Annotated in this window: 2 protein-coding genes and 1 pseudogene; all 3 read left to right on the top strand. The window is 71.4% G+C overall.

Annotation, left to right across the window (positions count from 1 at the left end; all coding sequences use genetic code 11):
- The first annotated feature begins 36 nt into the window (after positions 1-36).
- The 3 genes and pseudogenes from LIV37_RS04780 to LIV37_RS04770 all read left to right on the top strand — a co-directional run bounded on the left by LIV37_RS04780 (position 37) and on the right by LIV37_RS04770 (position 25,782).
- Positions 37-243 carry a ferredoxin gene (locus LIV37_RS04780; protein ID WP_020865970.1) on the top strand — a complete coding sequence of 69 codons (207 nt, stop codon included), beginning with the start codon at positions 37-39 and terminating at the stop codon, positions 241-243.
- Between the two features lie 263 nt (positions 244-506).
- Positions 507-16,079 (top strand): type I polyketide synthase, encoded by a 15,573-nt coding sequence (locus tag LIV37_RS04775; RefSeq protein ID WP_121825815.1) that lies wholly within the window; start codon positions 507-509, stop codon positions 16,077-16,079.
- 85 nt (positions 16,080-16,164) lie between these two features.
- Positions 16,165-25,782: pseudogene (locus LIV37_RS04770) on the top strand (type I polyketide synthase).
- Positions 25,783-25,798 lie beyond the last annotated feature (16 nt).

The raw sequence follows: 25,798 nt of genomic DNA, 5'->3' as shown, positions 1-25,798 counted from the left end.
CGGCCATCCCGAACAACGAGGTAGGACTGAGACCCGATGAGGATCACCGCCGACCGTGAGGTGTGCTGTGCGGCGGGCCAGTGCGCGCTGATCGCGCCTGACCTGTTCGACCAGAGCGACGAGGACGGCTCCGTCGTTCTGCTCGACGCACAGCCCGACACCGGACGGCTGGACGTTCTGCGTGAGGTCGTATCCCGCTGCCCGACCGGTGCGATCCGCCTCCAAGAAGAACCTGGCGCGTGAAAACAGCGCGTGAAATTTCGGGGGCGCGAATAGCGGCGGAGAACGCAACCGTGGCAAGGATCACACGGCTGGTGAAACGCTACTGAAACCAAAATCCCCCGGAACACCGTCCGGGGTTGTAACCATGCCTGGATGCGCTTCTAGGGTTTCCCTTACGGGACCGGGGCTAGTGTGGCCGGTGTCCGTCTGGCAATGCGTGTTTTCATAACTTTCAGGGCCGTTGCGCTCTTCCAGCGAACGACGCGTTAAGTGTGGAGTTTCTGATGCCTGATGCATCCAACCAGAACAAAGCCGTTGAAGCGCTGCGCAAGTCGTTCAAGGAAATCGAGCGGCTCCGGCGTCAGAACCGCCAGCTGATCAGCTCGGCCACCGAACCCATTGCCATCATCGGTATGGCCTGCCGATTTCCGGGTGGAGTGAATTCCCCCGAGGCGCTGTGGCGCCTGGTCGCCGATGGAGCGGACGCCATCTCGCCCTTCCCGACAAACCGCGGCTGGGATGTGGAGGGGATCTACAACCCGGATCCGGAGCACCCGGGTACCAGTTACGTTCGCGAAGGCGGCTTCCTTCACGACGCGGATCAATTCGACTCCGCGTTCTTCGGCATCTCGCCCCGCGAGGCCCTGGCCATGGACCCGCAGCAGCGGCTGCTGCTGGAGACGTCGTGGGAGGTCATGGAGCGGGCGGGCATCGACCCCGCGTCGCTGCGTGGCAGCCAGACCGGCGTCTTCACCGGCGCCATGCACACCACCTACGCGTCCGAGGCCGCGCACATCCCGGACGAGATCGAGCCGTATCTCCACAACGGCGCCACCACCAGCATCGCCTCGGGCCGCGTCTCCTACACCTTCGGCTTCGAAGGCCCCGCGCTGACCGTGGACACCGCCTGTTCCTCGGCGCTGGTCGCCCTGCACCTGGCCGCGCAGGCGCTGCGCCAGGGCGAGTGCTCCATGGCGCTGGTCGGCGGTGCGACGGTCATGGTGAGCCCCAAGGGCTTCGTCACCTTCAGCCGCCAGCGCGGCCTGGCCGCCGACGGCCGCTGCAAGGCGTTCGCCGACGGAGCCGACGGCACCACCTGGTCCGAGGGCATCGGTGTGCTGCTGGTGGAGCGGCTGTCCGACGCCCGGCGCAACGGGCACCAGATCCTGGCGGTGGTACGCGGCTCCGCCGTGAACCAGGACGGTGCGAGCAACGGTCTGACGGCCCCCAACGGCCCGTCACAGCGGCGCGTCATCCGGCAGGCCCTGGAGAACTGCGAGCTGACGCCCGGCCAGATCGACATGGTCGAGGCACACGGTACGGGTACCACACTGGGCGACCCGATCGAGGCCCAGGCGCTGCTGGCCACGTACGGGCGGGAGCGGCCGGAGGGGCGGCCGCTCTGGCTGGGCTCGCTGAAGTCGAACCTCGGCCACGCACAGGCGGCTGCCGGGGTCGCCGGCATCATCAAGATGGTCATGGCGATGCGGCACGGCGTTCTGCCGAAGACGCTGCACGTCGACACCCCGTCGAGCCACGTGGACTGGTCGGAGGGCGAGGTCGAGCTGCTGACCGAGGCGAGGCCGTGGCCGGAGACGGGTGAGCCGCGCAGGGCCGGTGTGTCGTCGTTCGGTGTGAGCGGGACGAACGCGCATGTGATCCTGGAGCAGGCTCCGGAGGCCGAGCCGGCCGAGGTTGAGGCCGAGGAGTCCGCTGACGGTGGTGGAGCGGGTATCGCGGGCCCGGTGGCGTGGGTGGTCTCGGGCAAGACCGACGCGGCGCTGCGGGCGCAGGCCGGACGGCTGCGGGAGTTCGTGGCCGAGCGTCCGGAGCTGGGCGCCGCCGATGTGGCGTTCTCGCTGGCCACGACCAGGTACGCGTTCGAGCAGCGCGCCGTCGTGACCGGGACCGGCCGTGAGGAACTCCTCGAGCGCCTGACGGCCGTGGCCGAGGGCGCCGAGCTTCCCGGTGTGGTGTGCGGGAAGGACGCCGAAACGCCTGGCCGTTCGGTGTTCGTGTTCCCGGGGCAGGGGGCGCAGTGGGTGGGTATGGCGGTGGGGTTGCTGGAGTCTTCGCCGGTGTTCGCGGAGGCGATCGGCGAGTGTGAGTCGGCTCTGTCGGCGTATGTGGACTGGTCGTTGACGGATGTGTTGTGTGGGGTTGAGGGTGCTCCGGGGTTTGACCGGGTGGATGTGGTGCAGCCGGTGTTGTTCGCGGTGATGGTGTCGTTGGCGAAGTTGTGGCGTTCGGTGGGTGTGGAGCCGGATGCGGTGATGGGTCACAGTCAGGGTGAGATCGCGGCTGCCTGTGTGGCGGGTGCGTTGTCGTTGGAGGACGCGGCGAAGGTGGTGGCGTTGCGGTCGCAGGCGATCGCGGTGGGGTTGGCCGGTCGTGGTGGCATGGTGTCGGTGGGGTTGCCGGTGGCGGGGGTGGAGGAGCGTCTTGCCCGGTGGGGTGGGGCGATTTCGGTGGCGGCGGTGAACGGTCCGGGTTCGGTCGTGGTGTCGGGTGATCCGGGTGCGCTGGACGAGATGGTGGCGGAGTTGGAGGGTGAGGAGGTGCGGGTTCGCCGGGTTCCGGTGGACTATGCCTCGCATTCGGCGCATGTGGAGGGGATCCGCGAGGAGTTGCTGAGGGTTCTGGCGGATATCGCACCGCGTTCGTCGGAGGTGCCGTTCTACTCGACGGTCTCCGGTGAGCTGGTGGACACGGCTGGGCTGGACGCGGAGTACTGGTACCGCAACCTGCGGCAGACGGTCGAGCTGGAGGCCACCACCCGCACCCTGCTCGACGATGGCCACACCGTGTTTGTCGAGGTGAGCCCGCACCCGGTGTTGACCCTGCCGGTGCAGCAGACCGTGGAGGCCGCCGAGCAGCGAGCCGTGATCGTCGGCACGCTGCGGCGCGACGAGGGCGGGCCTGAGCGATTCCTGACCTCCGCCGCCGAGCTTCATGTCAGCGGGGCCGGCGTCGACTGGCGGAAGGTGTTCGCCGGCCACGACGCCCGCCGCGTTGAGTTGCCGACGTATGCCTTCCAGCACGAGCGCTTCTGGCTTGACGCGCCCGCCGGTGTGGGCGATGTGGGTTCGGTCGGGCTGGGCTCGCTGGGACACCCGTTGCTGGGTGCCGTGGTGTCGATGGCGAGTGGCGGCGGGGTGCTGCTGAGCGGGCGGCTGTCGCTGGCCACGCATGGGTGGCTGGCGGATCACGCCGTGCATGGGATCGTGCTGCTGCCGGGGACGGCGTTCGTCGAGTTGGTGGTACGGGCGGGCGACCAGGTCGGCTGTGGCCGGGTTGAGGAACTGATCCTGGAGGCGCCGCTGATCCTGCCCGAGAAGGGCGGGGTGCACCTTCAGGTCGAGGTGGGCGAGGCGGACGCCTCCGGCCTCCGCGAGGTGAGCGTGTTCTCGCGGGAGGAAGCGGACGGCGAGGGCGCGGCATGGGTGCGCCACGCCCATGGCGTGCTCGGTTCGGCCGCGTCCGTCTCCGAGGCTCAGTTCGACTTCGGTGTGTGGCCTCCGGCGGGGGCTGAGCTGGTTGATGTGTCGGGTGAGTATGTGCGGGCCGCGGAGAACGGGTTGGAGTATGGCCCGGTTTTCCAGGGGCTGCGGCGTGCGTGGCGGCGTGAGGGTGAGGTGTTCGCCGAGGTTGAGCTTCCGGAGGAGGAGCGGGAGCGGGCGGGGCAGTTCGGTCTGCATCCCGCGTTGTTTGACGCCGCGTTGCATGCGATGGGTGTGAGTGAGGGGCTGGCGGGTGGTTCGGGGAGCCTGCTGCCGTTCTCCTGGCGTGGGTTCGCGCTGGACGCGGTGGGCGCGACCTCGCTCCGGGTGCGGTTGGCTCCGGCGGGTGCGGGGTCGGATGCGGTGTCGGTGTCGGTGGGGGACGAGTCGGGGCGTGGGGTGGCGTCGGTTGAGTCGCTGGTGCTGCGGCCGGTTGACGCGGATCAGCTGAACGCTGTGGGCGGGGCGGCGCGGGATGCGCTGTTCCGGCTGGAGTGGGTGGACACGCCGGGGATCGTGGCGGGTGGTGAGGTGGCGCCGGGGACTGAGGTCATGCGGGTGGTCTCCGCCGGCTCGGATGTGGTGGGTGAGGTGTATGGACGGGTTCTTGAGGTCTTGGAGCGGGTGCAGGCGTGGCTGGCGGATGCGGACCGCGAGGGTGAGCGGCTGGTGGTGGTGACCCGCGGTGCTGTTGACGCGGGCGATGGCGCGGCGGGTGTGGCGGATATGGCGGGGTCCGCGGTGTGGGGTCTGCTGCGGTCCGCCCAGTCCGAGAACCCTGGGCGTCTGGTGTTGGTGGACACCGATGACGTGGATGGTGTCGAGGGTGTGCTGCCCGGGGTGCTGACTCTGGGCGAGGAGCAGGTGGCGGTCCGCTCGGGTGCGGTGCGGGTGCCGCGTCTGGGCCGGGTGCCGTCACCGGGTACGGCGGAGTCGGGTGGGTTTGGCTCGGGTGCCGTGCTGGTGACGGGTGGCACGGGTGTGCTGGGCGGCGTGGTGTCCCGGCATCTGGTCTCGCGGCACGGGGTGGAGAAGCTGGTGCTGCTCTCCCGTCGTGGTGCGGAGGCTGAGGGCGCTGCGGAGTTGCGGGCCGAGTTGGAGGCGGCCGGTGCCCAGGTGCTGATCGCCGCGTGTGACGCTGCCGATCGTGAGGCTCTGGCCGGGGTGCTGTCGGGGCTGCCGGACGGCTTCGCTTTGAGTGGTGTGGTGCATGCGGCGGGTGTGCTCGATGACGGGTTGCTGACGTCGTTGACGCGTGAGCGGGTCGAGCCGGTGCTGCGGGCGAAGGTGGACGCTGCCTGGAACCTGCACGAGCTGACCGCGGGGCTGGATCTGTCGGCGTTCGTGCTGTTCTCCTCGGCCGCTGGTGTGCTGGGTGGTGCGGGGCAGAGCAACTATGCGGCGGCGAATGTGTTCCTGGACGGTCTGGCGTCGTGGCGCCGGGCTCAGGGGCTGCCGGGTGTGTCGATGGCGTGGGGGCTGTGGGCCGAGGCCAGCGGCATGACCGGACACCTCGGCGAGGACGACATCCAGCGAATATCCCGCTCGGGCGTGGTGCCACTGGCCACGGACGAGGGGCTTGAGCTGTTGGACGCCGCTCTGGTCTCGGACGCGGTGGTCCCCGTTCTCTTCCGGCTGGACATCCCGGCGCTGCGCGCGCAGGGTGCCGAACTCCCCGCCCTCTTCCGCAACGTCGTACCGGGGATGACGGTCCGGCGTGTCGCGGGCGCCGGAGACGCGGGCGGCGACGACATCGCCGCCCGGCTGCGGCGGCGACTGCTCAGCATGTCCGAGGCGGACCAGGAGCAGTTCCTGCTCGAAGAGCTGATCCGCGTCCAGGTGGCCGCCGCCCTGGGACACAGCAAGCCGGACAGCGTGGAGGTGGGGCGGCCCTTCAAGGAACTGGGCTTCGACTCGCTCACCGCCGTGGAGCTGCGGAACCGTCTGAGCTCGGAAACGGGTCTGCGCCTCCCGGCCACGCTCGTCTTCGACTACCCGAATCCGACCGTACTGGCGGGCCATCTGCGCTCGGAGATCCTCGGGGCGCGGGACACGGCCGTCGCGGCACCGGCGGTGGGCGGATCCTCCGGCGCCCCGGCACGCACGGACGACGACCCGATCGCGATCGTCGCCATGAGCTGCCGCTTCCCCGGTGATGTGCGGACGCCCGAGGAGCTGTGGCAGCTGGTGATGGCGGGCACCGATGCCACGTCGTCCCTCCCGTCCAACCGCGGCTGGGACCTGGAGTCGACGTACGACCCCGACCCCGCCCGCGAGGGCACGTACTACGCCCGCAACGGTGGCTTCCTCTACGAGGCGGACCAGTTCGACCCGGCGTTCTTCGGGATCTCGCCGCGCGAGGCGCTGTCGATGGACCCGCAGCAGCGGCTGCTGCTGGAGACGTCGTGGGAGGCGTTCGAGCGGGCCGGTATCGACCCCGAGACGGCGAAGGGAAGCCGGACCGGCGTCTTCGTCGGCGTCGTCTACAACGACTACGGTGCCCGTCTGCAGGGGAACGCCCCCGAGGGCTTCGAGGGCTACCTCGGCACCGGCAGCGCGGGCAGCGTGGCCTCCGGCCGGATCTCCTACACCCTGGGCCTCGAGGGCCCGGCCGTGACGGTGGACACCGCGTGCTCTTCGTCGCTGGTCGCGCTGCACCTGGCGGTCCAGGCGCTGCGCCAGGGTGAGTGCGACATGGCGCTGGCCGGTGGCGCGACGGTGATGTCGACACAGGCCGGGCTGGTGGACTTCAGCCGGCAGCGGGCGCTGTCCGCGGACGGCAAGTGCAAGGCGTTCAGCAATCGCGCAGACGGATTCGGATTCGCCGAGGGCGTCGGGCTGCTGCTGGTGGAGCGGCTGTCGGACGCCCGGCGCAAGGGCCACGAGGTGCTGGCCCTCGTCCGGGGTTCGGCGGTCAACCAGGACGGCGCGTCCAACGGTCTGACGGCGCCGAACGGCCCGTCGCAGCAGCGGGTGATCCGCGCGGCGCTCGAGACCGCCCGCCTGTCGGGCGCCGAGGTCGACGCGGTCGAAGCCCATGGCACGGGTACGTCGCTGGGTGACCCGATCGAGGCGCAGGCGCTGCTGGCCACGTACGGCCAGGGGCGGCCGGAGGACCAGCCGCTGTGGCTGGGCTCCATCAAGTCCAACATCGGCCACTCGCAGGCGGCCGCCGGTGTGGCCGGTGTCATCAAGATGGTGATGGCCATGCGCCACGGTGTGCTGCCGCAGACGCTGCACATCGATGAGCCGTCACAGCACGTGGACTGGACGGCGGGCGACATCGAGCTGCTCACCGAGGCCACGGCCTGGCCGGAGACGGGGCACCCGCGCCGCGCCGGCGTGTCGTCCTTCGGCGTGAGCGGGACGAACGCGCACGCCGTGCTGGAGCAGGCTCCGGAGGTCGAGGCGGCCGAGGTCGCTGAGGCCGAGGCCGCCGGCGGTCCGGTGGCGTGGCTGCTGTCCGGCCGTACCCCGGAGGGCCTGCGGGCGCAGGCCGGGCGGCTGCGGGAGTTCGTGGCCGGGCGTGCGGAGCTGAGCGCAGCCGATGTGGCGTTCTCGCTGGCGACGTCGCGGTCGGTGTTCGAGCACCGTGGGGTGGTGACGGGCGCCGATCGTGAGGAGCTTCTGGAGCGGTTGGGCGCGTTGGCCGGGGACGAGACCGCCACGGGTGTGACGCGTGGTGTGGCGGATGTCCGCGGCCGTTCGGTGTTCGTGTTCCCCGGCCAGGGGGCGCAGTGGGTTCGTATGGGTGTGGGGCTGCTGGAGTCCTCGCCGGTGTTCGCGGAGGCGATCGGCGAGTGTGAGACGGCTCTGTCGGCGTATGTGGACTGGTCGTTGACGGATGTGCTGCGTGGCGTGGAGGGCGCCCCGGGCTTTGACCGGGTGGATGTCGTTCAGCCGGTGCTGTTCGCGGTGATGGTGTCGCTGGCGAAGCTGTGGCGTTCGGTGGGCGTGGAGCCCGATGCGGTGATGGGTCACAGCCAGGGCGAGATCGCCGCGGCGTGTGTCGCGGGTGCGCTCTCGCTGCAGGACGCCGCGAAGGTGGTGGCCCTGCGGTCGCAGGCCATCGCCGCCGGTCTTGCCGGACGTGGCGGCATGGTGTCGGTCGGGCTGCCGGTCGAGCAGGTCAAGGACCGTATTGCCGCCTGGGACGGTGGAATATCCGTCGCGGCGGTCAACGGGCCCGGCTCGGTCGTGGTGTCCGGTGATCCGGGCGCGCTGGACGAGATGGTGTCGCAGCTGGAGGGCGAGGAGATCCGCGTCCGCCGGGTTCCGGTGGACTACGCCTCGCACTCGGCACATGTGGAGGCGATCCGGGAGGAGCTGCTGGAGGTCCTGGCGGACCTCGAGCCGCGCGTGCCGGAGGTGCCGTTCTACTCGACGGTGTCCGGCGAGCTGGTGGACACCGCCGGTCTGGACGCCGAGTACTGGTACCGCAACCTGCGCCAGACGGTTGAGCTGGAGGCCACCACCCGGACGCTGATCGGCACCGGGCACGGCGTGTTCATCGAGGTGAGCCCGCACCCCGTGCTCACCCTCCCCGTTCAGCAGACGGTGGAGGCCGCCGAGGCCCAGGCCGTGGTCATCGGCACGCTGCGCCGCGACGAGGGCGGCCCGGAGCGGTTCCTGACCTCCGCCGCCGAGCTTCACGTCAGCGGGGGCGGCGTCGACTGGCGGAAGGTGTTCGCCGGGCAGGGGACTCACCGTGTCGACCTGCCGACGTACGCCTTCCAGCGGCAGCGGTACTGGCTGGACGCCCTCTCGGCCGCCGAGGCGGCGGCCTCCGGTGACGGCTTGAGCGCGGACGCGGTGGACGCCCGGTTCTGGGAGGCCGTGGAGCGCGAGGACCTGGAGGCGCTGGCGCGGACGTTGGAGGTGGAGGACGAGGCGCAGCAGTCGTCGCTGACGGCGTTGCTCCCGGCCCTCTCGTCCTGGCGTCGTCAGCGGCGTGAGCAGAACACGGTGGACGGCTGGCGTTACAAGGCGGTCTGGAAGCCCCTGGCGTCCGCGTCCGAGACGACGCTCTCGGGCACCTGGCTCGTGGCCGTCCCGGAAGCCTGTGATGACGATGTCCTGGTTGCCGCCGTGCTGGATGGCCTGGCCGGGCGCGGTGCGCATGTGGTTCGCGTGGTTGTCGGAGCGGCGGATGGCCGTGAGGCGATCACGGAGCGGCTGCGTGCGGCGCTGGACGGCGTGGCGGTGGAGCCGTCGGGCGTGGCGGGTGTGCTCTCACTGCTGGGGCTGGACGAGTCGGCGCATGAGTCGTTCGAGGTCGTCCCGGCCGGGCTGGCGGCGACGGTGGGCCTGGTCCAGGGGCTGGGCGACGCGGGTGTGGTGGCTCCGCTGTGGTGCGGCACCCGGGGCGCGGTGTCGGTGGGGCGCTCCGACCGGCTGGTGAGCCCGGTGCAGACGATGGTGTGGGGCCTGGGCCGGATCGTGGGGGCGGAGTACCCCCAGCGCTGGGGCGGCGTCGTGGACCTGCCCGAGACGATGGACAGCCGGGCGATGGCCCGCGTGGCCGGAGTGCTGGCCGGTGCGGAGACCGAGGACCAGGTCGCGGTGCGTGGCTCGGGTGTGTTCGCCAAGCGGCTGGTGCGGGCCTCGGCGCCGGAGGCCACGGACGCCGATGGGTGGCGTGCGAGCGGTTCGGTGCTGGTGACCGGTGGTACGGGTGCGCTCGGTGGCCATGTGGCCCGGTGGCTGGCGCGTACGGGTGCTGAGCATCTGGTGCTGACGAGCCGTCGTGGCATGGAGGCCGAGGGCGCCGCCGAGCTGAAGGCGGAGCTGGAGGGGCTCGGCGCCCGGGTGACGGTGGCGGCGTGTGACGCGGCCGACCGGGATGCGCTGGCCGCGGTGCTGAATGGCATCCCGCGGGAGTTCCCGCTGACCGCCGTGGTGCACACGGCCGGTGTGCTCGACGACGGCGTCCTGGACGCCCTGACGGTGTCCCGGACGGCCGGTGTGTTGCGCCCGAAGGTGGGCGCGGTCCGCAATCTGCATGAGCTGACCGCCGGGATGGATCTGTCGGCCTTCGTACTGTTCTCCTCGGCTGCGGGCACCATCGGCGGTCCGGGCCAGGGCAGCTACGCGGCGGGCAACGCCTACCTCGACGCGCTGGCCTCGCAGCGGCGCGCGGACGGCCTTCCGGCCACCTCCGTCGCCTGGGGCGCCTGGGCCGGAGGCGGCCTGGTGACGGGCGAGGTCGGCGAGCAGATGACCCGATCGGGGATGCTGGCCATGTCCCCCGAGCTGGCGATTTCGGCGCTCCAGCAGGCGTTGGACCTCGACGAGACGTTCCTCGCGGTCGCGGACATCGACTGGACACGCTTCGAAGCGGACGCCGTCGACACTCCCCTCTTCCGCGAGTTGCGGAACGCGCGGAGCGTCACCACGGAGAAGCAGTCCACGGCGGGCAGCGCCGACCCCGGACGGGCGGAACTGCACGACCGGCTGGAAGCCATGCCCCGGGAGAAGCGCGAAGCGGCGCTGCGGGACCTGGTGCGTGCCCAGGCCGCCGACGTCCTCGCGCACGACAGCGCGGACGCGGTCGCCTCGGACCGTGCCTTCCGGGACCTCGGCTTCGACTCGCTGACCGCCGTCGAGCTGCGCAATCGGATCGGTGCGGCGACCGGGCTGCGGCTGCCGGTCAGCCTGGTCTTCGACTACCCGACGCCCATGGTCCTGGCGCGGTTCCTGCACGGCGAGATGTTCGGCACCGAGGAAGGCGGCGTCGCCGAGACCACCCCGACCCGCTCGGACTCGTTCGACGAGCCCATCGCGATCGTGGCGATGAGCTGCCGGTTCCCGGGCGGTGTGCGGACGCCCGAGCAGCTGTGGGACGTCGTGAACGCCGGAGTCGACACGATCTCCGGCTTCCCCGACGACCGTGGCTGGGACCTCGACGGGCTGTACGACCCCGACCCGGACAAGCCGGGCAAGACCTACGCCCGCACCGGCGGATTCCTGGACAACGTCTCCGACTTCGACCCGGACTTCTTCGGCATCTCGCGGCGCGAGGCCCTGGCCATGGACCCCCAGCAGCGGCTGCTGCTGGAGACGTCCTGGGAGGCGTTCGAGCGCGCCGGTATCGACCCGGCGGCGCTGCGCGGCAGCCAGGCGGGTGTCTTCATCGGCTCGAACTACCAGGACTACAGCGGGCGGGCCGTCAGCGCGCCGGACGGTGTGCAGGGCTATCTCGGACTCGGCAGCGCGTCGAGCGTCGCCTCCGGCCGCCTCTCCTACACCTTCGGCTTCGAGGGCCCGGCCGTGACGGTGGACACCGCGTGCTCGTCGTCGCTGGTCGCCCTCCACCTGGCCGCGCAGTCGCTGCGTCAGGGCGAGTGCGACATGGCGCTGGCCGGCGGTGTGACGATCATGGCCACGCCGGGCACGTTCGTCGAGTTCAGCGCCCAGCGCGTGCTCTCGCCGGACGGACGCTGCAAGGCGTTCTCCGCCGAGGCCGACGGCACGGGCTGGTCAGAGGGTGTGGGCCTGCTGCTGGTGGAGCGGCTGTCGGACGCCCGGCGCAAGGGCCACAAGGTGCTGGCCGTCGTCCGGGGTTCGGCGATCAACCAGGACGGCGCCTCCAACGGTCTGACGGCGCCCAATGGCCCGTCGCAGCAGCGCGTGATCGGCAAGGCCCTCGAAAACGCGGGTCTGTCCGCCGCCGACGTGGACGCGGTCGAAGCCCATGGCACGGGTACGTCGCTGGGTGACCCGATCGAGGCGCAGGCGCTGCTGGCCACGTACGGCCAGGGGCGGCCGGAGGACCAGCCGCTGTGGCTGGGCTCCATCAAGTCCAACATCGGCCATTCGCAGGCGGCCGCCGGTGTGGCGGGTGTCATCAAGATGGTGATGGCCATGCGCGAGGGCGTGCTGCCGAAGACGCTCTACGCGGACGAGCCCTCACCGCATATCGACTGGACCAGCGGCGCCGTGTCCCTGCTGCACGAGCCGACCCCGTGGCCGGAGACGGACCACCCGCGCCGGGCGGCCGTGTCGTCGTTCGGGATCAGCGGCACCAACGCGCACACCATCATCGAGGCGGCCGACCCCGTCGACTCGCCGTCGCCGGAAACGGATGGAGGGGCGACCGGCCCGGCGGCCGACGTCGCCGTGGTGCCCTGGCTGCTCTCCGGCGGCAGCGCCGACGCGCTGAGCGCCCAGGCCGCGCGACTGCGCGAGTTCGACAGCGTCCGTACCGCGCACGCCGGTGACGTCACCGACATCGGCTACTCGCTGGCGACGACCCGGTCCGCCCTGCCCTACCGGGCCGTTGTGGTCGCCGAGGAGCCGGCTCAGTTCCTGTCCGGACTCGGCGCGCTCGCGGAGGGCAGGAACGCGGCCACGCTGATCCAGGGCGTGGCGCGGGCCGAGCACAAGACGGCGTTCCTGTTCTCCGGCCAGGGTGCGCAGCGCCTGGGCATGGGCCGGGAGCTGTACGACGCCTTCCCGGTGTTCGCCCAGGCGCTGGACGAGGTGTGCGCGTATCTCGATATGCTGCTCGACCGTCCGCTGACCGAGGTGATCTTCGCGGCCGAGGGCAGTGCGGAGGCCGAACTGCTCGATCAGACGGCGTTCACCCAGCCCGCCCTCTTCGCCATCGAAGTGGCGCTGTTCCGGCTGCTGGAGCACTGGGGTGTCACCCCGGATGTGCTGATCGGCCACTCCATCGGCGAGGTCGCCGCCGCGCACGTGGCGGGCGTTTTCACCCTGGAGGACGCGTGCGCGCTGGTGGCCGCCCGTGGCCGGCTGATGCAGGCGCTGCCCGAGGGCGGCGCGATGGTGGCCGTCCAGGCGCCCGAGGAGGAGATCGCCGCGTCGCTGGCCGGGCGTGAGGCCGAGGTGAGCATCGCCGCGGTCAACGGCCCGACCGCCGTGGTCATCGCGGGCGACCGGGCCGCCGTGCTGGACATCGCCGGGCAGTGGGAGCGCGAGGGCCGCAAGACGCGCCGCCTGCGCGTCAGCCACGCCTTCCACTCCCCGCGCATGGACGGCGTGCTCGGAGACTTCCGGAAGGTCGTCGAGGGCCTGTCGTTCGCCCCGCCGGCCATCTCCCTCGTCTCCAACGTCACGGGTAAGCCGGCGGAGACGGACGATGTGTGCTCGCCCGAGTACTGGGTGCGCCATGTGCGGGAGGCCGTGCGGTTCGCGGACGGCGTACGGGCCCTGGAGAAGCTGGGCGTGACGTCGTTCGTGGAGGTGGGCCCGGACGGTGTGCTCACCGCGATGGCGCAGGACTGCCTGACGGCCGACGAGTCCGATGGCGTGCCCGCGCCCGCCCTCGTACCCGCTCTGCGCAAGGACCGCCCGGAGGTCCAGGCGCTGACCACGGCGCTGGCCGAACTCCACGTCCACGGCATCACGGTGGCGTGGGACGCGGTGTTCGCCGGGCGCGGCGCCCGGCCGGTGGAACTGCCCACCTACGCCTTCCAGCGGCAGCGCTACTGGCTCGAAGCGGCACCGGCCGCCGGCGGAGACGTGACCTCGGCCGGGCTGAACTCGCCCGACCACCCGCTCCTCGGCGCCGCCGTGGCCCTGGCCGACACCGACTCCTACCTGTTCACCGGCCGTCTGTCCGTCTCCTCCCAGCCGTGGCTGGCCGACCACGCCTTCGCGGACACCGTCCTCTTCCCCGGCACGGCCTTCGTGGAACTGGCCCTGCGCGCGGCCGAGCAGGTGGGCTACGAGCGGGTGGACGAGCTGACCATCGAGATGCCGCTGGTCCTGCCCGCACGGGGCGCGGTCCAGATCCAGCTCACCGTGGGCGAGCCGGACGAGTCCGGAGGCCGCTCGCTCAACCTGTACTCCAGGTCCGAGGACGCCCAGCCGGACGACCCCTGGACCCGTCACACGACCGGCCTGCTCACCAGCGACCCGGCCACCACGGCACCGGAGTCCGTGGCCGCCGACTTCGCCGTGTGGCCGCCCGAGGACGCCGAGCCGATCGACGTGGCCGACCTCTACGACCGGTTCACCGACGTCGGATTCGCCTACGGCCCGGCGTTCCAGGGGCTGCGGGCCGCCTGGCGCCGTGGCGACGAGATCTTCGCCGAGGTCGACCTGCCCGAGGCGCAGGAGGCCGACGCCGCCCGGTACGGTCTCCACCCGGCACTGCTCGACGCCTCGCTGCACACCGTGGCGTTCAAGCCGTCCGGCACCGACGGCAGCACCCTTCCGTTCTCCTGGAACGGGGTGACCCTCCACACCGCCGGCACCTCCGCGCTGCGCGTACGGCTCGGCAGCGTCGGCGAGGACACGGTCTCCCTGCACGCCACCGACGCCTCCGGTGCGCTCGTCGCCTCGGTGGACTCCCTCGTCCTGCGGCCCGTGGCCCCGGAGCAGGTGAACTCGGCCCAGCCGTACGAGTCGCTGTACCAGGTCGAGTGGGTGCCGACCGCCTCGGACACCTCCCGCGCCCCGGAGACGATCGGGGCCGGGCGCTGGGCGCTTGTCGGACCCGACCAGGCCGAGGTGGCGGGCGTCCTCGGGACGGCCGATGTCACCGTGGACACCTACCCGGACCTCGCGGCCCTGGCCGGGGCCATCGACGCGGGCGCCACCGCGCCCGACGTCGTCCTGGCCGCACAGGTGTCCCGTACCCGCCGGACGCGGGAGCTGGCGGACGCGGTACGGGAAGCCGGCCACCGCGCCCTCGACCTGCTGAAGGGCTGGCTGGCCGACGAGCGCTTCGGCGCCTCCCGGCTGGTGTTCCTCACCCGGGGAGCCATCGCCGCGGGTGACGACACCGATGTGGCCGACCCCGCCGCCGCGGCCATCTGGGGCCTGGTGCGCTCGGCCCAGTCCGAGAACCCCGGCCGGTTCGTCCTGGCCGACCTGGACGACCAGGACGGCTCGCGCCGGATCCTCCCGGTGGCGCTCACCGCCGACGAGCCGCAGATCGTGGTCCGCGACGGCGAGGCCCTGGCCGGCCGGCTGGCCCGGGTCCCGGCTCGCGGCGGGGCGACCGAGGAGACCACGGCCACCACCGGCATCACCCGGGACCCGCGGGGCACCGTCCTGGTCACCGGAGCCGCGTCCGGCCTCGGCGGCCTGGTCGCCCGGCACCTCGTCGCCGAGCACGGCGTCCGCCACCTCGTGCTGGTCAGCCGTCGCGGCCTCGCCGCGGACGGCGCGGCCGAACTGCGCAGGGAGCTGACGGACCTCGGCGCCGACGCCACGGTCGCCGCCTGCGACACCGCCGACCGCGACGCCCTCGCCGCGCTCCTGGCCGCCCTGCCGGACGAGCACCCGCTCACCGCCGTGGTCCACACCGCGGGCGTGCTGGACGACGGCGTCGTCGAGGCCCTCACCCCCGAGCGGGTCGACCGTGTGCTGCGGCCCAAGGTCGACGCGGTGCTCAACCTGCACGAGCTGACCGCCGGTCTCGACCTGTCCGCGTTCGTGCTCTTCTCCTCGCTCTCCGGGACCCTGGGCGGCACCGGCCAGGCCAACTACGCGGCCGCCAACGCCTTCCTGGACGCGTTCGCGCAGCGGCGCCGGGCCGAGGGCCTTCCCGCCCAGTCGCTGGCCTGGGGCCTGTGGGAGGAGCGCAGCGGAATGACCGGCAAGCTGGACGAGGCCCACATGCGGCGCCTCGTCCGCGAGGGCGTGACCCCGATGGCCTCCGAGGAGGCGCTGGCCCTGTTCGACACCGCGTGCGGCATCGACGCGGCCACCCTCGTCCCGGCACGGCTCAACGCCTCGGCGTGGCGAGCCCAGGACGGACCCATCCCGGCGCTCCTGCGGGGCATCATCCGGACCACGGCCCGGCGCGGCCCCGCGAAGACGTCCCCCAGCGACTCCGGCGCCGGCTCCGCCGGGCTGCGTCGCCGTATCGGCTCGATGAAGCCCGCCGCACGGCAGCAGGCGCTCCTGGAACTGGTGGCCGAGCACGCGGCCATGGCGCTCGGCCACGACAGCCCTCGCATGATCGCCCCCGACCGTGGATTCCTCGAGCTCGGCTTCGACTCGCTGACCGCTGTCGCACTGCGCAACCAGCTGGGCACGGTGACCGGCCTCCGGCTGCCCGCCACCCTGCTGTTCGACTACACCACGGCCAGGGCGCTGGCCGGGTACCTGGCGGAGGAACTCGTCACGGGAGAGCCGGACACATCGGTGGTGCTGCCGGTCCTGTCGGAGCTGGAGAAGCTGGAGAGCTCTTTCGCCGAGGTGGTGGCGGACGAAGCCGCAAGGGCGCGCCTCACCTCACGCCTGGAGCAGATACTCGCGAAGCTGACCGCCGGGCAGCAGAGGCAGACGACGAACAGCGAGGCCGCTGCCCCCGAGAAGTTCGAGTCGGCGACCGACGACGAGATCTTCGACTTCCTCGACGAGGAGCTCGGCATGTCGTGACCGGAACGCACCCCGTCTCTGGAAATTACCGGCCGAAGGCTTCAACCCCCTGTCCCGGGGTTCTCAAAAGGAGTGACAAGAGGCAGTGAGCGAGACCAAACTGCGCGATTACCTCAAGCGCGCGACGGCCAGTCTGCACGAGACTCGTCAAGAGCTGAGGGAACTCAAGGACAGGGACACGGAGCCCATCGCGATCGTCGGGATGGGGTGCAGGTATCCGGGCGGAGTGGAGTCGCCGGAAGACCTGTGGGAGCTGGTCGCCACGGGTACCGACGCCATCTCCACCTTCCCGGTGGACCGGGGCTGGGACGAGGACCTGTACGACCCCGACCCGGAGCGGGTGGGCAAGAGCTACACGCGTGAGGGCGGGTTCCTGCACGACGCGAACGGCTTCGACGCCTCGTTCTTCGGCATGAGCCCGCGCGAGGCGCTGGCGACCGACCCGCAGCAGCGGCTGCTGCTGGAGACCTCGTGGGAGGCGCTGGAGCGGGCGGGCATCGACCCGGCGTCCGCGCGCTCCAGCCGGACCGGCGTGTTCGTCGGCGTGATGTACAACGACTACGGCTCCCGCATCCAGTCGATCCCCGAGGGCCTGGAAGGCCACTTGGGCAACGGCAGCGCGGGAAGCATCGCGTCCGGCCGCATCTCGTACACCTTCGGCTTCGAAGGTCCCGCGGTGACCGTGGACACGGCGTGCTCCTCCTCGCTCGTGGCGCTGCAGCTGGCCGTGCAGGCGCTGCGCAAGGGCGACTGCTCGCTGGCACTCGCCGGCGGCGTGGCCATGATGGCGACACCGGGCGTGTTCATCGAGTTCAGCCGGCTGCGCGGACTCGCCGTGGACGGGCGCTGCAAGTCCTTCTCGAACGCGGCCGATGGGACCGGATGGTCCGAAGGCGCCGGTGTGGTGCTCCTGGAGCGGCTGTCCGACGCGCAGCGCAACGGACACCGGGTGCTGGCTGTGGTGCGGGGCGCCGCCGTCAACCAGGACGGGGCGAGCAGCCGGCTGACGGCGCCGAACGGCCCCTCGCAGCAGCGGGTCATCCGCGACGCACTGCGGAACGCGGGCCTGTCGGCGGCCGATGTGGACGCGGTGGAGGCGCACGGCACGGGGACGCCGCTGGGCGACCCGATCGAGGCGCAGGCGCTGCTGGCCACCTACGGCAAGGAGCGTCCCGGGGCGGACCGGCCGCTGTGGCTGGGGTCGTTCAAGTCGAACGTGGGCCACACGCAGGCGGCCGCGGGTGTGGCCGGGGTCATCAAGATGGTGATGGCGATGCGCCACGGCGTGCTGCCCAAGACCCTTCACGTGGCGGAGCCGTCGGAGCACGTGGACTGGTCGGCGGGGGCGGTGTCGCTGCTGACCGAGGCGAGGCCGTGGCCGGAGACGGGCGAGCCGCGCAGGGCCGGTGTGTCGTCGTTCGGTGTGAGCGGGACGAACGCGCATGTGCTCCTGGAGCAGGCCCCGGAGGTGGAGCCGACAGAGGTCGCCGAGGCCGAGGTGGCCGAGGGTCCGGTGGCGTGGGTGGTGTCCGGCCGTAGTGCGGCCGGTTTGCGGGCGCAGGCCGGGCGGCTGCGGGAGTTCGTGGCCGGGCGTCCGGAGCTGGGCGCCGCCGATGTGGCGTTCTCGCTGGTGGCGACGCGGTCGGTGTTCGAGCACCGCGGGGTGGTGACGGGCGCTGATCGTGAGGAGCTTCTGGAGCGGTTGGGCGCGTTGGCCGGGGACGAGGTCGCGTCGGGTGTGACGCGTGGTGTGGCGGATGTGCGTGGCCGTTCGGTGTTTGTGTTCCCGGGGCAGGGGGCGCAGTGGGTGGGTATGGCGGTGGGGTTGCTGGAGTCTTCGCCGGTGTTCGCGGAGGCGATCGGCGAGTGTGAGTCGGCTCTGTCGGCGTATGTGGACTGGTCGTTGACGGATGTGTTGTGTGGGGTTGAGGGTGCTCCGGGGTTTGACCGGGTGGATGTGGTGCAGCCGGTGTTGTTCGCGGTGATGGTGTCGTTGGCGAAGTTGTGGCGTTCGGTGGGTGTGGAGCCGGATGCGGTGATGGGTCACAGTCAGGGTGAGATCGCGGCTGCCTGTGTGGCGGGTGCGTTGTCGTTGGAGGACGCGGCGAAGGTGGTGGCGTTGCGGTCGCAGGCGATCGCGGTGGGGTTGGCCGGTCGTGGTGGCATGGTGTCGGTGGGGTTGCCGGTGGCGGGGGTGGAGGAGCGTCTTGCCCGGTGGGGTGGGGCGATTTCGGTGGCGGCGGTGAACGGTCCGGGTTCGGTCGTGGTGTCGGGTGATCCGGGTGCGCTGGACGAGATGGTGGCGGAGTTGGAGGGTGAGGAGGTGCGGGTTCGCCGGGTTCCGGTGGACTATGCCTCGCATTCGGCGCATGTGGAGGGGATCCGCGAGGAGTTGCTGAGGGTTCTGGCGGATATCGCGCCGCGTTCGTCGGAGGTGCCGTTCTACTCGACGGTCTCCGGTGAGCTGGTGGACACGGCTGGTCTGGACGCGGAGTACTGGTACCGCAACCTGCGGCAGACGGTCGAGCTGGAGTCCACCACCCGCACCCTGCTCGACAGTGGCCACGGCGTGTTCATCGAGGTGAGCCCGCACCCCGTGCTCACCCTGCCCGTTCAGCAGACGGTGGAGGCCGCTGAGGCTCAGGCGGTGGTTGTCGGCACGCTGCGGCGTGATGAGGGTGGTCTGGAGCGGTTCCTGGTCTCTGCCGCCGAGGTGTTCGCGTATGGCACCGAGGTCAATTGGATGACCACGTTGGAGGGCCGTGGCGCTCGTCGTGTCGAGCTGCCGACGTACGCCTTCCAGCGCGAGCGTTACTGGCTCGATGGATTCGACCTGCCGTCCGGGGGAGGCGCGGCCGATGGCACGGGTTCCGTCGATGCGCGGTTCTGGGACGTGGTGGAGCGCCAGGATCTGGAGTCGCTGGCGGGGACGTTGTCGGTCGACAGTGAGGCGCCGCTGAGTGCGGTGCTGCCCGCCCTGTCCGCGTATCACCGCAACAACCGCGACCGGTCCACGATTGATGGCTGGCGCTACCGGGTGGCGTGGAAGCCGGTTTCCGAGGTCGCTGAGGGGTCGTTGTCGGGGACGTGGCTGGTGGTGGTTCCGGCGTCCCGTGCCGAGGACGAGCTGGTGGGGGAGGTCGCCTCCGGGCTTGAGCGGCACGGCGCGGGTGTGGTGTCGCTGGTGGTGGATGAGCGGCACCTGGACGCCGGGGTGTTGGCGGAGCGGCTGCGTGAGGTGGTCGGGGAGACGCCGGAGCTGGGTGGTGTGTTGTCGCTGCTGGCGCTGGACGAGGAGCCCTGCCCGGGTTACTCGGCGCTGTCGGGTGGCTATGCGCTGACTCTGGTGCTGGTTCAGGCGATGGTGCGGGCCGACATTCCGGCCCGGTTGTGGTGCGGTACGCGTGGTGCTGTGTCGGTGGGGCGTTCGGACCGGCTCACCAGTCCGACGCAGTCGATGGTGTGGGCTCTGGGCCGGGTGGCCGGGTTGGAGTTGCCGCAGCTGTGGGGCGGTCTGGTCGATCTGCCGGAGTCCCTGGATGGGCGTGCGGTGGCGCGGCTGGCCGGTGTGCTGGCCGTCGAGGCCGCCGAGGGCGGCGAGGACCAGGTGGCGGTGCGCGGTTCCGGTGTCTTCGTACGTCGTCTGGTGCGGTCCGCTCCGGCCGTTGGTGAGGGGATGTCGTGGCGGGCGCGTGGCACGGTGCTGGTGACCGGTGGCACGGGTGGGCTCGGCGGTCAGGTGGCCCGTTGGCTGGTCCGGAGCGGTGCCGAACACCTGGTCCTGACCAGCCGCCGCGGTCTCGGGGCCGAAGGCGCCGCCGAGTTGAAGGCGGAGCTGGAGGGGATGGGTGCGGGGGTGACGGTGGCCGCGTGTGACGCGGCGGACCGTGACGCGCTGGCGGCCGTTCTGGCCGCCGTGCCGGAGGATCGGCCGCTGACCGGGGTGGTGCACGCGGCGGGCGTCACGGTCGCGGCCTCTCTGGTGGAGACGGAGCTTGCGGATGCGGCCCGGGTGGTGTCGGGCAAGGTGGCGGGTGCCGTCAATCTGGATGAGTTGCTGGGTGACCGTGAGTTGGACGCGTTCGTGGTCTTCTCGTCCATTTCCGGTGTGTGGGGTGGCGGCAGTCAGGGTGTTTACGGTTCCGGCAACGCGTTCCTGGATGCGCTGGTGGAGCGGCGTCGTGCGCGGGGACTGGCGGGCACCGCGGTTTCGTGGGGTCCGTGGGCCGAGGGTGGTATGGCGACTCGGGATGATGCGGGGGAGCAGCTGGCGCGGCGTGGGCTGCCCGCGATGGCGCCGGAGTTGGCGATCGCCGCTCTGGAGCGTGCGGTGGCCGGTGATGAGGGTGTGGTGACGGTCGTGGACGTGGACTGGGAGCGGTTCGCGCCCTCGTTCACCGCGGTCCGTCCCAGCCCGTTGCTGAGCGACCTTGATGAGGTCCGGGCGCTGGAGACCCAGGGTGAGGGTGGCGAGAGCGCCGACGCGGCCGGGGCGGAGCTGCGTGAGCGGTTGAAGCCGCTCACCGAGGGTGAGCGGGACCGGGCGCTGCTGGATCTGGTGCGCAAGCACGCCGCCGCCGTGCTCGGCTACGCCTCCGCGGAGATGGTGGAGCCGAACCGGGCCTTCCGTGATCTGGGCTTCGATTCGCTGACCGCTGTGGACCTGCGGAACCGGCTGGCCGCCGAGACCGGTCTCGGTCTTCCCGCCACGCTGGTCTTCGACTACCCCAGCGCCGGCACGCTCGCGGCACATCTGCGCACCGAGGTACTGGGCACTTCATCCCCGGCGCCTACCGTCGGGGATGGTGCGCCCGCTGGATCAGGTGGGGACGACGATCCCATCGCGATCGTCTCCATGAGCTGCCGCTTTCCCGGTGGGGTGCGGAGCCCGGAGGATCTGTGGCAGCTGGTCGAGAGTGGTGGTGACGCCATCTCGTCCTTCCCGTCGGACCGCGGCTGGGATGTATCGGGCATGTACGACCCGGACCGGAACCGGCCGGGCACGTTCTACGCCCGTGAAGGCGGGTTCCTCTACGACGCGGCCGAGTTCGACCCCGGCTTCTTCGGGATTTCGCCTCGTGAGGCCATGGCGACTGACCCCCAGCAGCGGCTGCTGCTGGAGACCTCGTGGGAGGCGTTCGAGCGGGCGGGCATCAACCCCGCGTCGGTGCGGGGCAGCCAGATCGGTGTGTTCGTCGGATTCCAGGGCTCGGGATACGGCACCAATTTGGAGACGGTGCCCGAGGACGTCGAGGGCCATCTGATGACGGGCAATGTCGGCAGCGTGGTCTCCGGCCGTCTTTCCTACACCTACGGCCTGGAGGGTCCCGCCGTTACGGTGGACACGGCCTGCTCGTCGTCGCTGGTGGCCCTGCATCTGGCCTGTCAGTCGCTGCGTCAGGGCGAGTGCTCCATGGCGCTGGTCGGCGGCGTGACCGTGATGGCCACTCCGACGGCGTTCGTCGAGTTCAGCCGGCAGGGCGGGCTCGCCCCGGACGGCCGGTGCAAGCCGTTCTCGGCCGCGGCGGACGGTACGGGCTGGAGCGAGGGTGCCGATGTGCTGCTGGTGGAGCGGCTGTCGGATGCCCGGCGCAACGGCCACCAGGTGCTGGCGGTGGTACGCGGCTCCGCCGTGAACCAGGACGGTGCGTCCAATGGTCTGACGGCGCCGAATGGTCCGGCGCAGCAGCGGGTGATCCGCCAGGCGTTGACGAACGCGGGTCTGTCGGCGTCCGAGGTGGACGCGGTGGAGGCGCACGGCACGGGTACGACGTTGGGTGACCCGATCGAGGCGCAGGCGCTGCTGGCGACGTACGGCAAGGAGCGGCCGGAGGGCCGCCCGCTGTGGCTGGGTGCGCTGAAGTCGAACATCGGGCACACCCAGGCCGCGTCCGGGCTCGCCGGTGTCATCAAGATGGTGATGGCGATGCGGCACGGTGTGCTGCCGAAGATGCTGCATGTGGATGAGCCGTCGCCGCAGGTGGACTGGTCGGCGGGCGAGGTGCGGCTGCTGACCGAGAACACCCAGTGGCCGGAGACGGATCGGCCGTGGCGAGCCGGTATCTCCTCGTTCGGGGTGAGCGGCACCAACGCGCACACCATCATCGAGCAGGCCCCGTCGGACGACCGGGACACCCGGCCGGCCGAGGTGGGGTCTCCCGACGAGCGTGGCGCGGCGCCTTGGACGCTCTCCGCCCGGAGTGCGGACGGGCTGCGTGCCCAGGCGCGGCGGCTGCGGGCCCAGCTGACCGCACAGCCGGAGCTGAGCCTGAAGGACGTCGGCTACTCCCTGGTCGCCACCCGTTCGGTGTTCGAACACCGTGCGGTGCTGACGGGGGCGGACCGTGCTGAGTTGTTGCACGGGCTTGAGGCCGTCGCCACCGGCGAGGAGGCTCCCGGGGTCGTGCGCTCGGTCGCCACTTCGACGGGAATCACCGCGTTCCTGTTCTCGGGCCAGGGTGCGCAGCGCCTGGGCATGGGGCGGGAGTTGTACGAGACGTTCCCGGTGTTCGCCGACGCGTGGGACGAGGTGTGCGCTCACCTGGACGGTCTGCTGGACCGTCCGTTGCGGGATGTGGTGTTCGCGGCGGAGGGTGGCGCGGACGCCGGGTTGCTGGACCAGACGGCGTTCACCCAGCCCGCGCTGTTCGCGGTCGAGGTGGCGCTGTTCCGGCTGCTGTCGGCGTGGGGCGTGGCACCGGATGTGGTGATCGGTCACTCCATCGGTGAGATCGCGGCCGCGCATGTGGCGGGGGTGTTCTCGCTGGAGGACGCGTGCACGCTGGTGGCCGCCCGTGGCCGTCTGATGCAGGCGCTGCCCGAGGGCGGCGCCATGGTGGCGGTGCAGGCGTCGGAGGAGGAGATCGCGCCGTCGCTGGCCGGTCGTGAGGCCGAGGTGAGCCTCGCCGCCGTCAACGGCCCCACCTCCGTGGTTGTCGCGGGCGACGAGGCACCGGCGCTGGAGATCGCCGCCGAGTGGGAGCGGCAGGGCCGTAAGACCCGTCGGCTGCGGGTCAGCCACGCGTTCCACTCGCCCCGTATGGACGCGATGCTGGACGACTTCCGGAAGGTGGTCGAGGGGCTGTCGTTCGCCCCGCCCGCCATCGCCCTGGTCTCCAATGTGACCGGCAAGTCGGCGGGTGCCGACGAGGTGTGCTCCCCGGAGTACTGGGTCCGCCACGTCCGCGAGGCGGTGCGCTTCGCGGACGGGATGCGCTCCCTGGAGAACGCGGGCGTGACCAGGTTCTTCGAGGTGGGCCCGGACGGCGTGCTCTCGGCGATGGTGAGCGAGTGCCTGACAGCGGAGGAGACTTCGGCTTCCGTCGCGGTGCCGGCGCTGCGCAAGGACCGTCCCGAACCGCAGGCGTTGACGACGGCTCTGGCGGAACTTCACGCCCACGGCGGCATGGTGGACTGGGAGGTGCTGTTCGCTGGTGAGGATGTCCGGCGGGTCGAGCTGCCGACGTACGCGTTCCAGCGGCAGCGCTACTGGCTGGACGCCCCCGAGAGCGATGAGGTCGCCACCTCGGCCTCGGTGGACTCGGTGGACGCTCAGTTCTGGGACGCGGTCGAGCGTGAGGATCTGGAGGCGCTGACGACCGCGCTGGACGTGGATGGGAACGCCTCGCTGACCGAGGTGCTCCCCGCCCTGTCGTCCTACCGCAAGAGTCACCGCGAGCGGTCCACGGTGGACGGCTGGCGCTACCAGATCGACTGGACCCCGGTGTCCGAGCTCGCGGAGCGGGCGCTCACCGGGACCTGGATGGTGATGGTCCCGGCCTCGTACACGGAGGACGAGCTGCCCGCCTCCGCGGTGGCCGTGCTGGAGCGGCGGGGCGCGGATGTGGTGCGGATCGTGCTCGACGGCGCGGTGGACACCGACCGCGCGGCGGTTGCGGAGCGGCTGCGCACGGTGGTCGGGGGTGCGTCCGGTGGCGCTGTCAGTGGGGTGCTCTCGCTGCTGGCCCTGGACGAGGACCCCTGCCCGGGGGAGGCGGTGGTGCCGCAGGGGCTGGCATTGAACCTTGTCGTGTTGCAGGCACTGGTGGATGCCGGTATCGAGGCTCCGTTGTGGATGGCGACGCGGGGTGCTGTGTCGGTGACCGGGTCGGACACTTTGCGCAGTGCGGTCCAGGCGCAGATGTGGGGCCTCGGCCGGGTCGCGGGTCTGGAGCACCCCCGGCTCTGGGGTGGTCTGGTGGATCTCCCGGAAAGGCTGGACGAGCGGGCCGCGAACCGGCTGTCCGGTGTGCTGGGTGGCGGCGCGGGGGAGTTCGAGGACCAGGTGGCGGTGCGTGCGTCGGGTGTGTTCACGCGGCGTTTGGTACGGGCCTCGGCGTCGCGGGCCACGGCTCGGTCGTGGGCTGCGCGCGGCTCGGTGCTGGTGACCGGTGGCACCGGGGGGTCGGCCGTCAGGTGGCCCGGTGGCTGGCGCGTGCTGGTGCCGAGCATCTGGTGCTGACCAGCCGCCGTGGCCTGGAGGCCGACGGTGCGGCCGAACTGCACGACGAGCTCATCGCGTTGGGTGCGGAGGTGACCATCGCGGCCTGTGACACCGCCGACCGCGAGGCCCTGGCCGCCGTACTGGCGGCCATCCCGGAGCGGTATCCGCTGAGCGCCGTCGTACACGCGGCGGGTGTCCTGGACGACGGTGTCCTGGACGCGATGTCGGTGGAGCGGGTCGCGGGTGTGCTGCGTCCCAAGGTGGACGGGGCCCGCAACCTGCACGAGCTGACCGAGGGCCTCGACCTCTCCGCGTTCGTACTGTTCTCCTCGGCGGCGGGACTTTGGGGGGCCGGGCAAGGCAGTTACGCGGCGGCCAACGTCTACCTCGACGCCCTGGCGCAGCAGCGCCGGGCCCAGGGCCTGGTGGCCACCTCGGTCGCCTGGGGCCCGTGGGCCGAGGGCGGTATGGCGGTGGACGGGGCGCTGGAGGACCGGCTGCGGCGCGGCGGCATGGCCGCGATGACCCCGGAGCTGGCGGTCAAGGCCCTCCAGCAGGCCCTCGACCTCCAGGAGACCCACCTGGCCATCGCCGACCCGACTGGGAGCGATTCGTACCCTCCTACGTCGCCGTTCGGGGCAGCCGGCTGCTGGACGAGGTGCCCGAGGCGCGCCGGATCCTGGAAGCCGCGATCGGCGGTGGCACCGCGGCGCAGCTCGAGACCGGTGGCTCCGAACTGCGTGAGCGGTGGCCGGAATGTCGGAGACGGAACAGGAACGAGCGCTGCTCGACCTGGTCACCACGCAGGTGGCGATGGTGCTGGGCTTCCCGTCGGTGGAGTTGGTCGAGTCCCAGCGGGCCTTCCGGGAACTCGGCTTCGACTCGCTGACCGCCGTCGAACTGCGCAACCGGCTGGACGCGGCGACGGGCCTGCGCCTGCCCGCGACGATCGTCTTCGACCACCCGACGCCCGTCGCGCTCGCCCGCCGACTGCGTACCGACGTCGTCCAGGACGGGGTCTCGGCGGCCGCACCGATCCTCGGCGAACTGGACCGGATCGAAGCGGCGATGGCCACGATCTCCGCCGACGACGTGGACCGGCCCAGGATCACGACGCGTCTGCAGACGCTCCTCCTCAAGTGGGGAGAAGCGGAACAGGATTCGGGCAACCCCGGCAAGAAGGCGGTTTCGGACAAGATTCAGTCGGCGACGTCGGACGAGATCTTCGACTTCATCGACAAGGAGCTTGGGATCTCCTGAGCTGGCGCGGTCGGTT

Source organism: Streptomyces rapamycinicus NRRL 5491 (assembly GCF_024298965.1).
GTDB lineage: Bacteria > Actinomycetota > Actinomycetes > Streptomycetales > Streptomycetaceae > Streptomyces > Streptomyces rapamycinicus.
Note: the sequence above shows the minus strand (reverse complement) of the source record. Positions and strands in the feature narration are given on the sequence as shown.

Excerpts from the sequence above, each read along its gene's own strand:
- LIV37_RS04780 (WP_020865970.1), top strand. The coding sequence starts at position 37 with ATGAGGATCACCGCCGACCGTGAGGTGTGCTGTGCGGCGGGCCAGTGC.
- LIV37_RS04775 (WP_121825815.1), top strand. The coding sequence starts at position 507 with ATGCCTGATGCATCCAACCAGAACAAAGCCGTTGAAGCGCTGCGCAAG.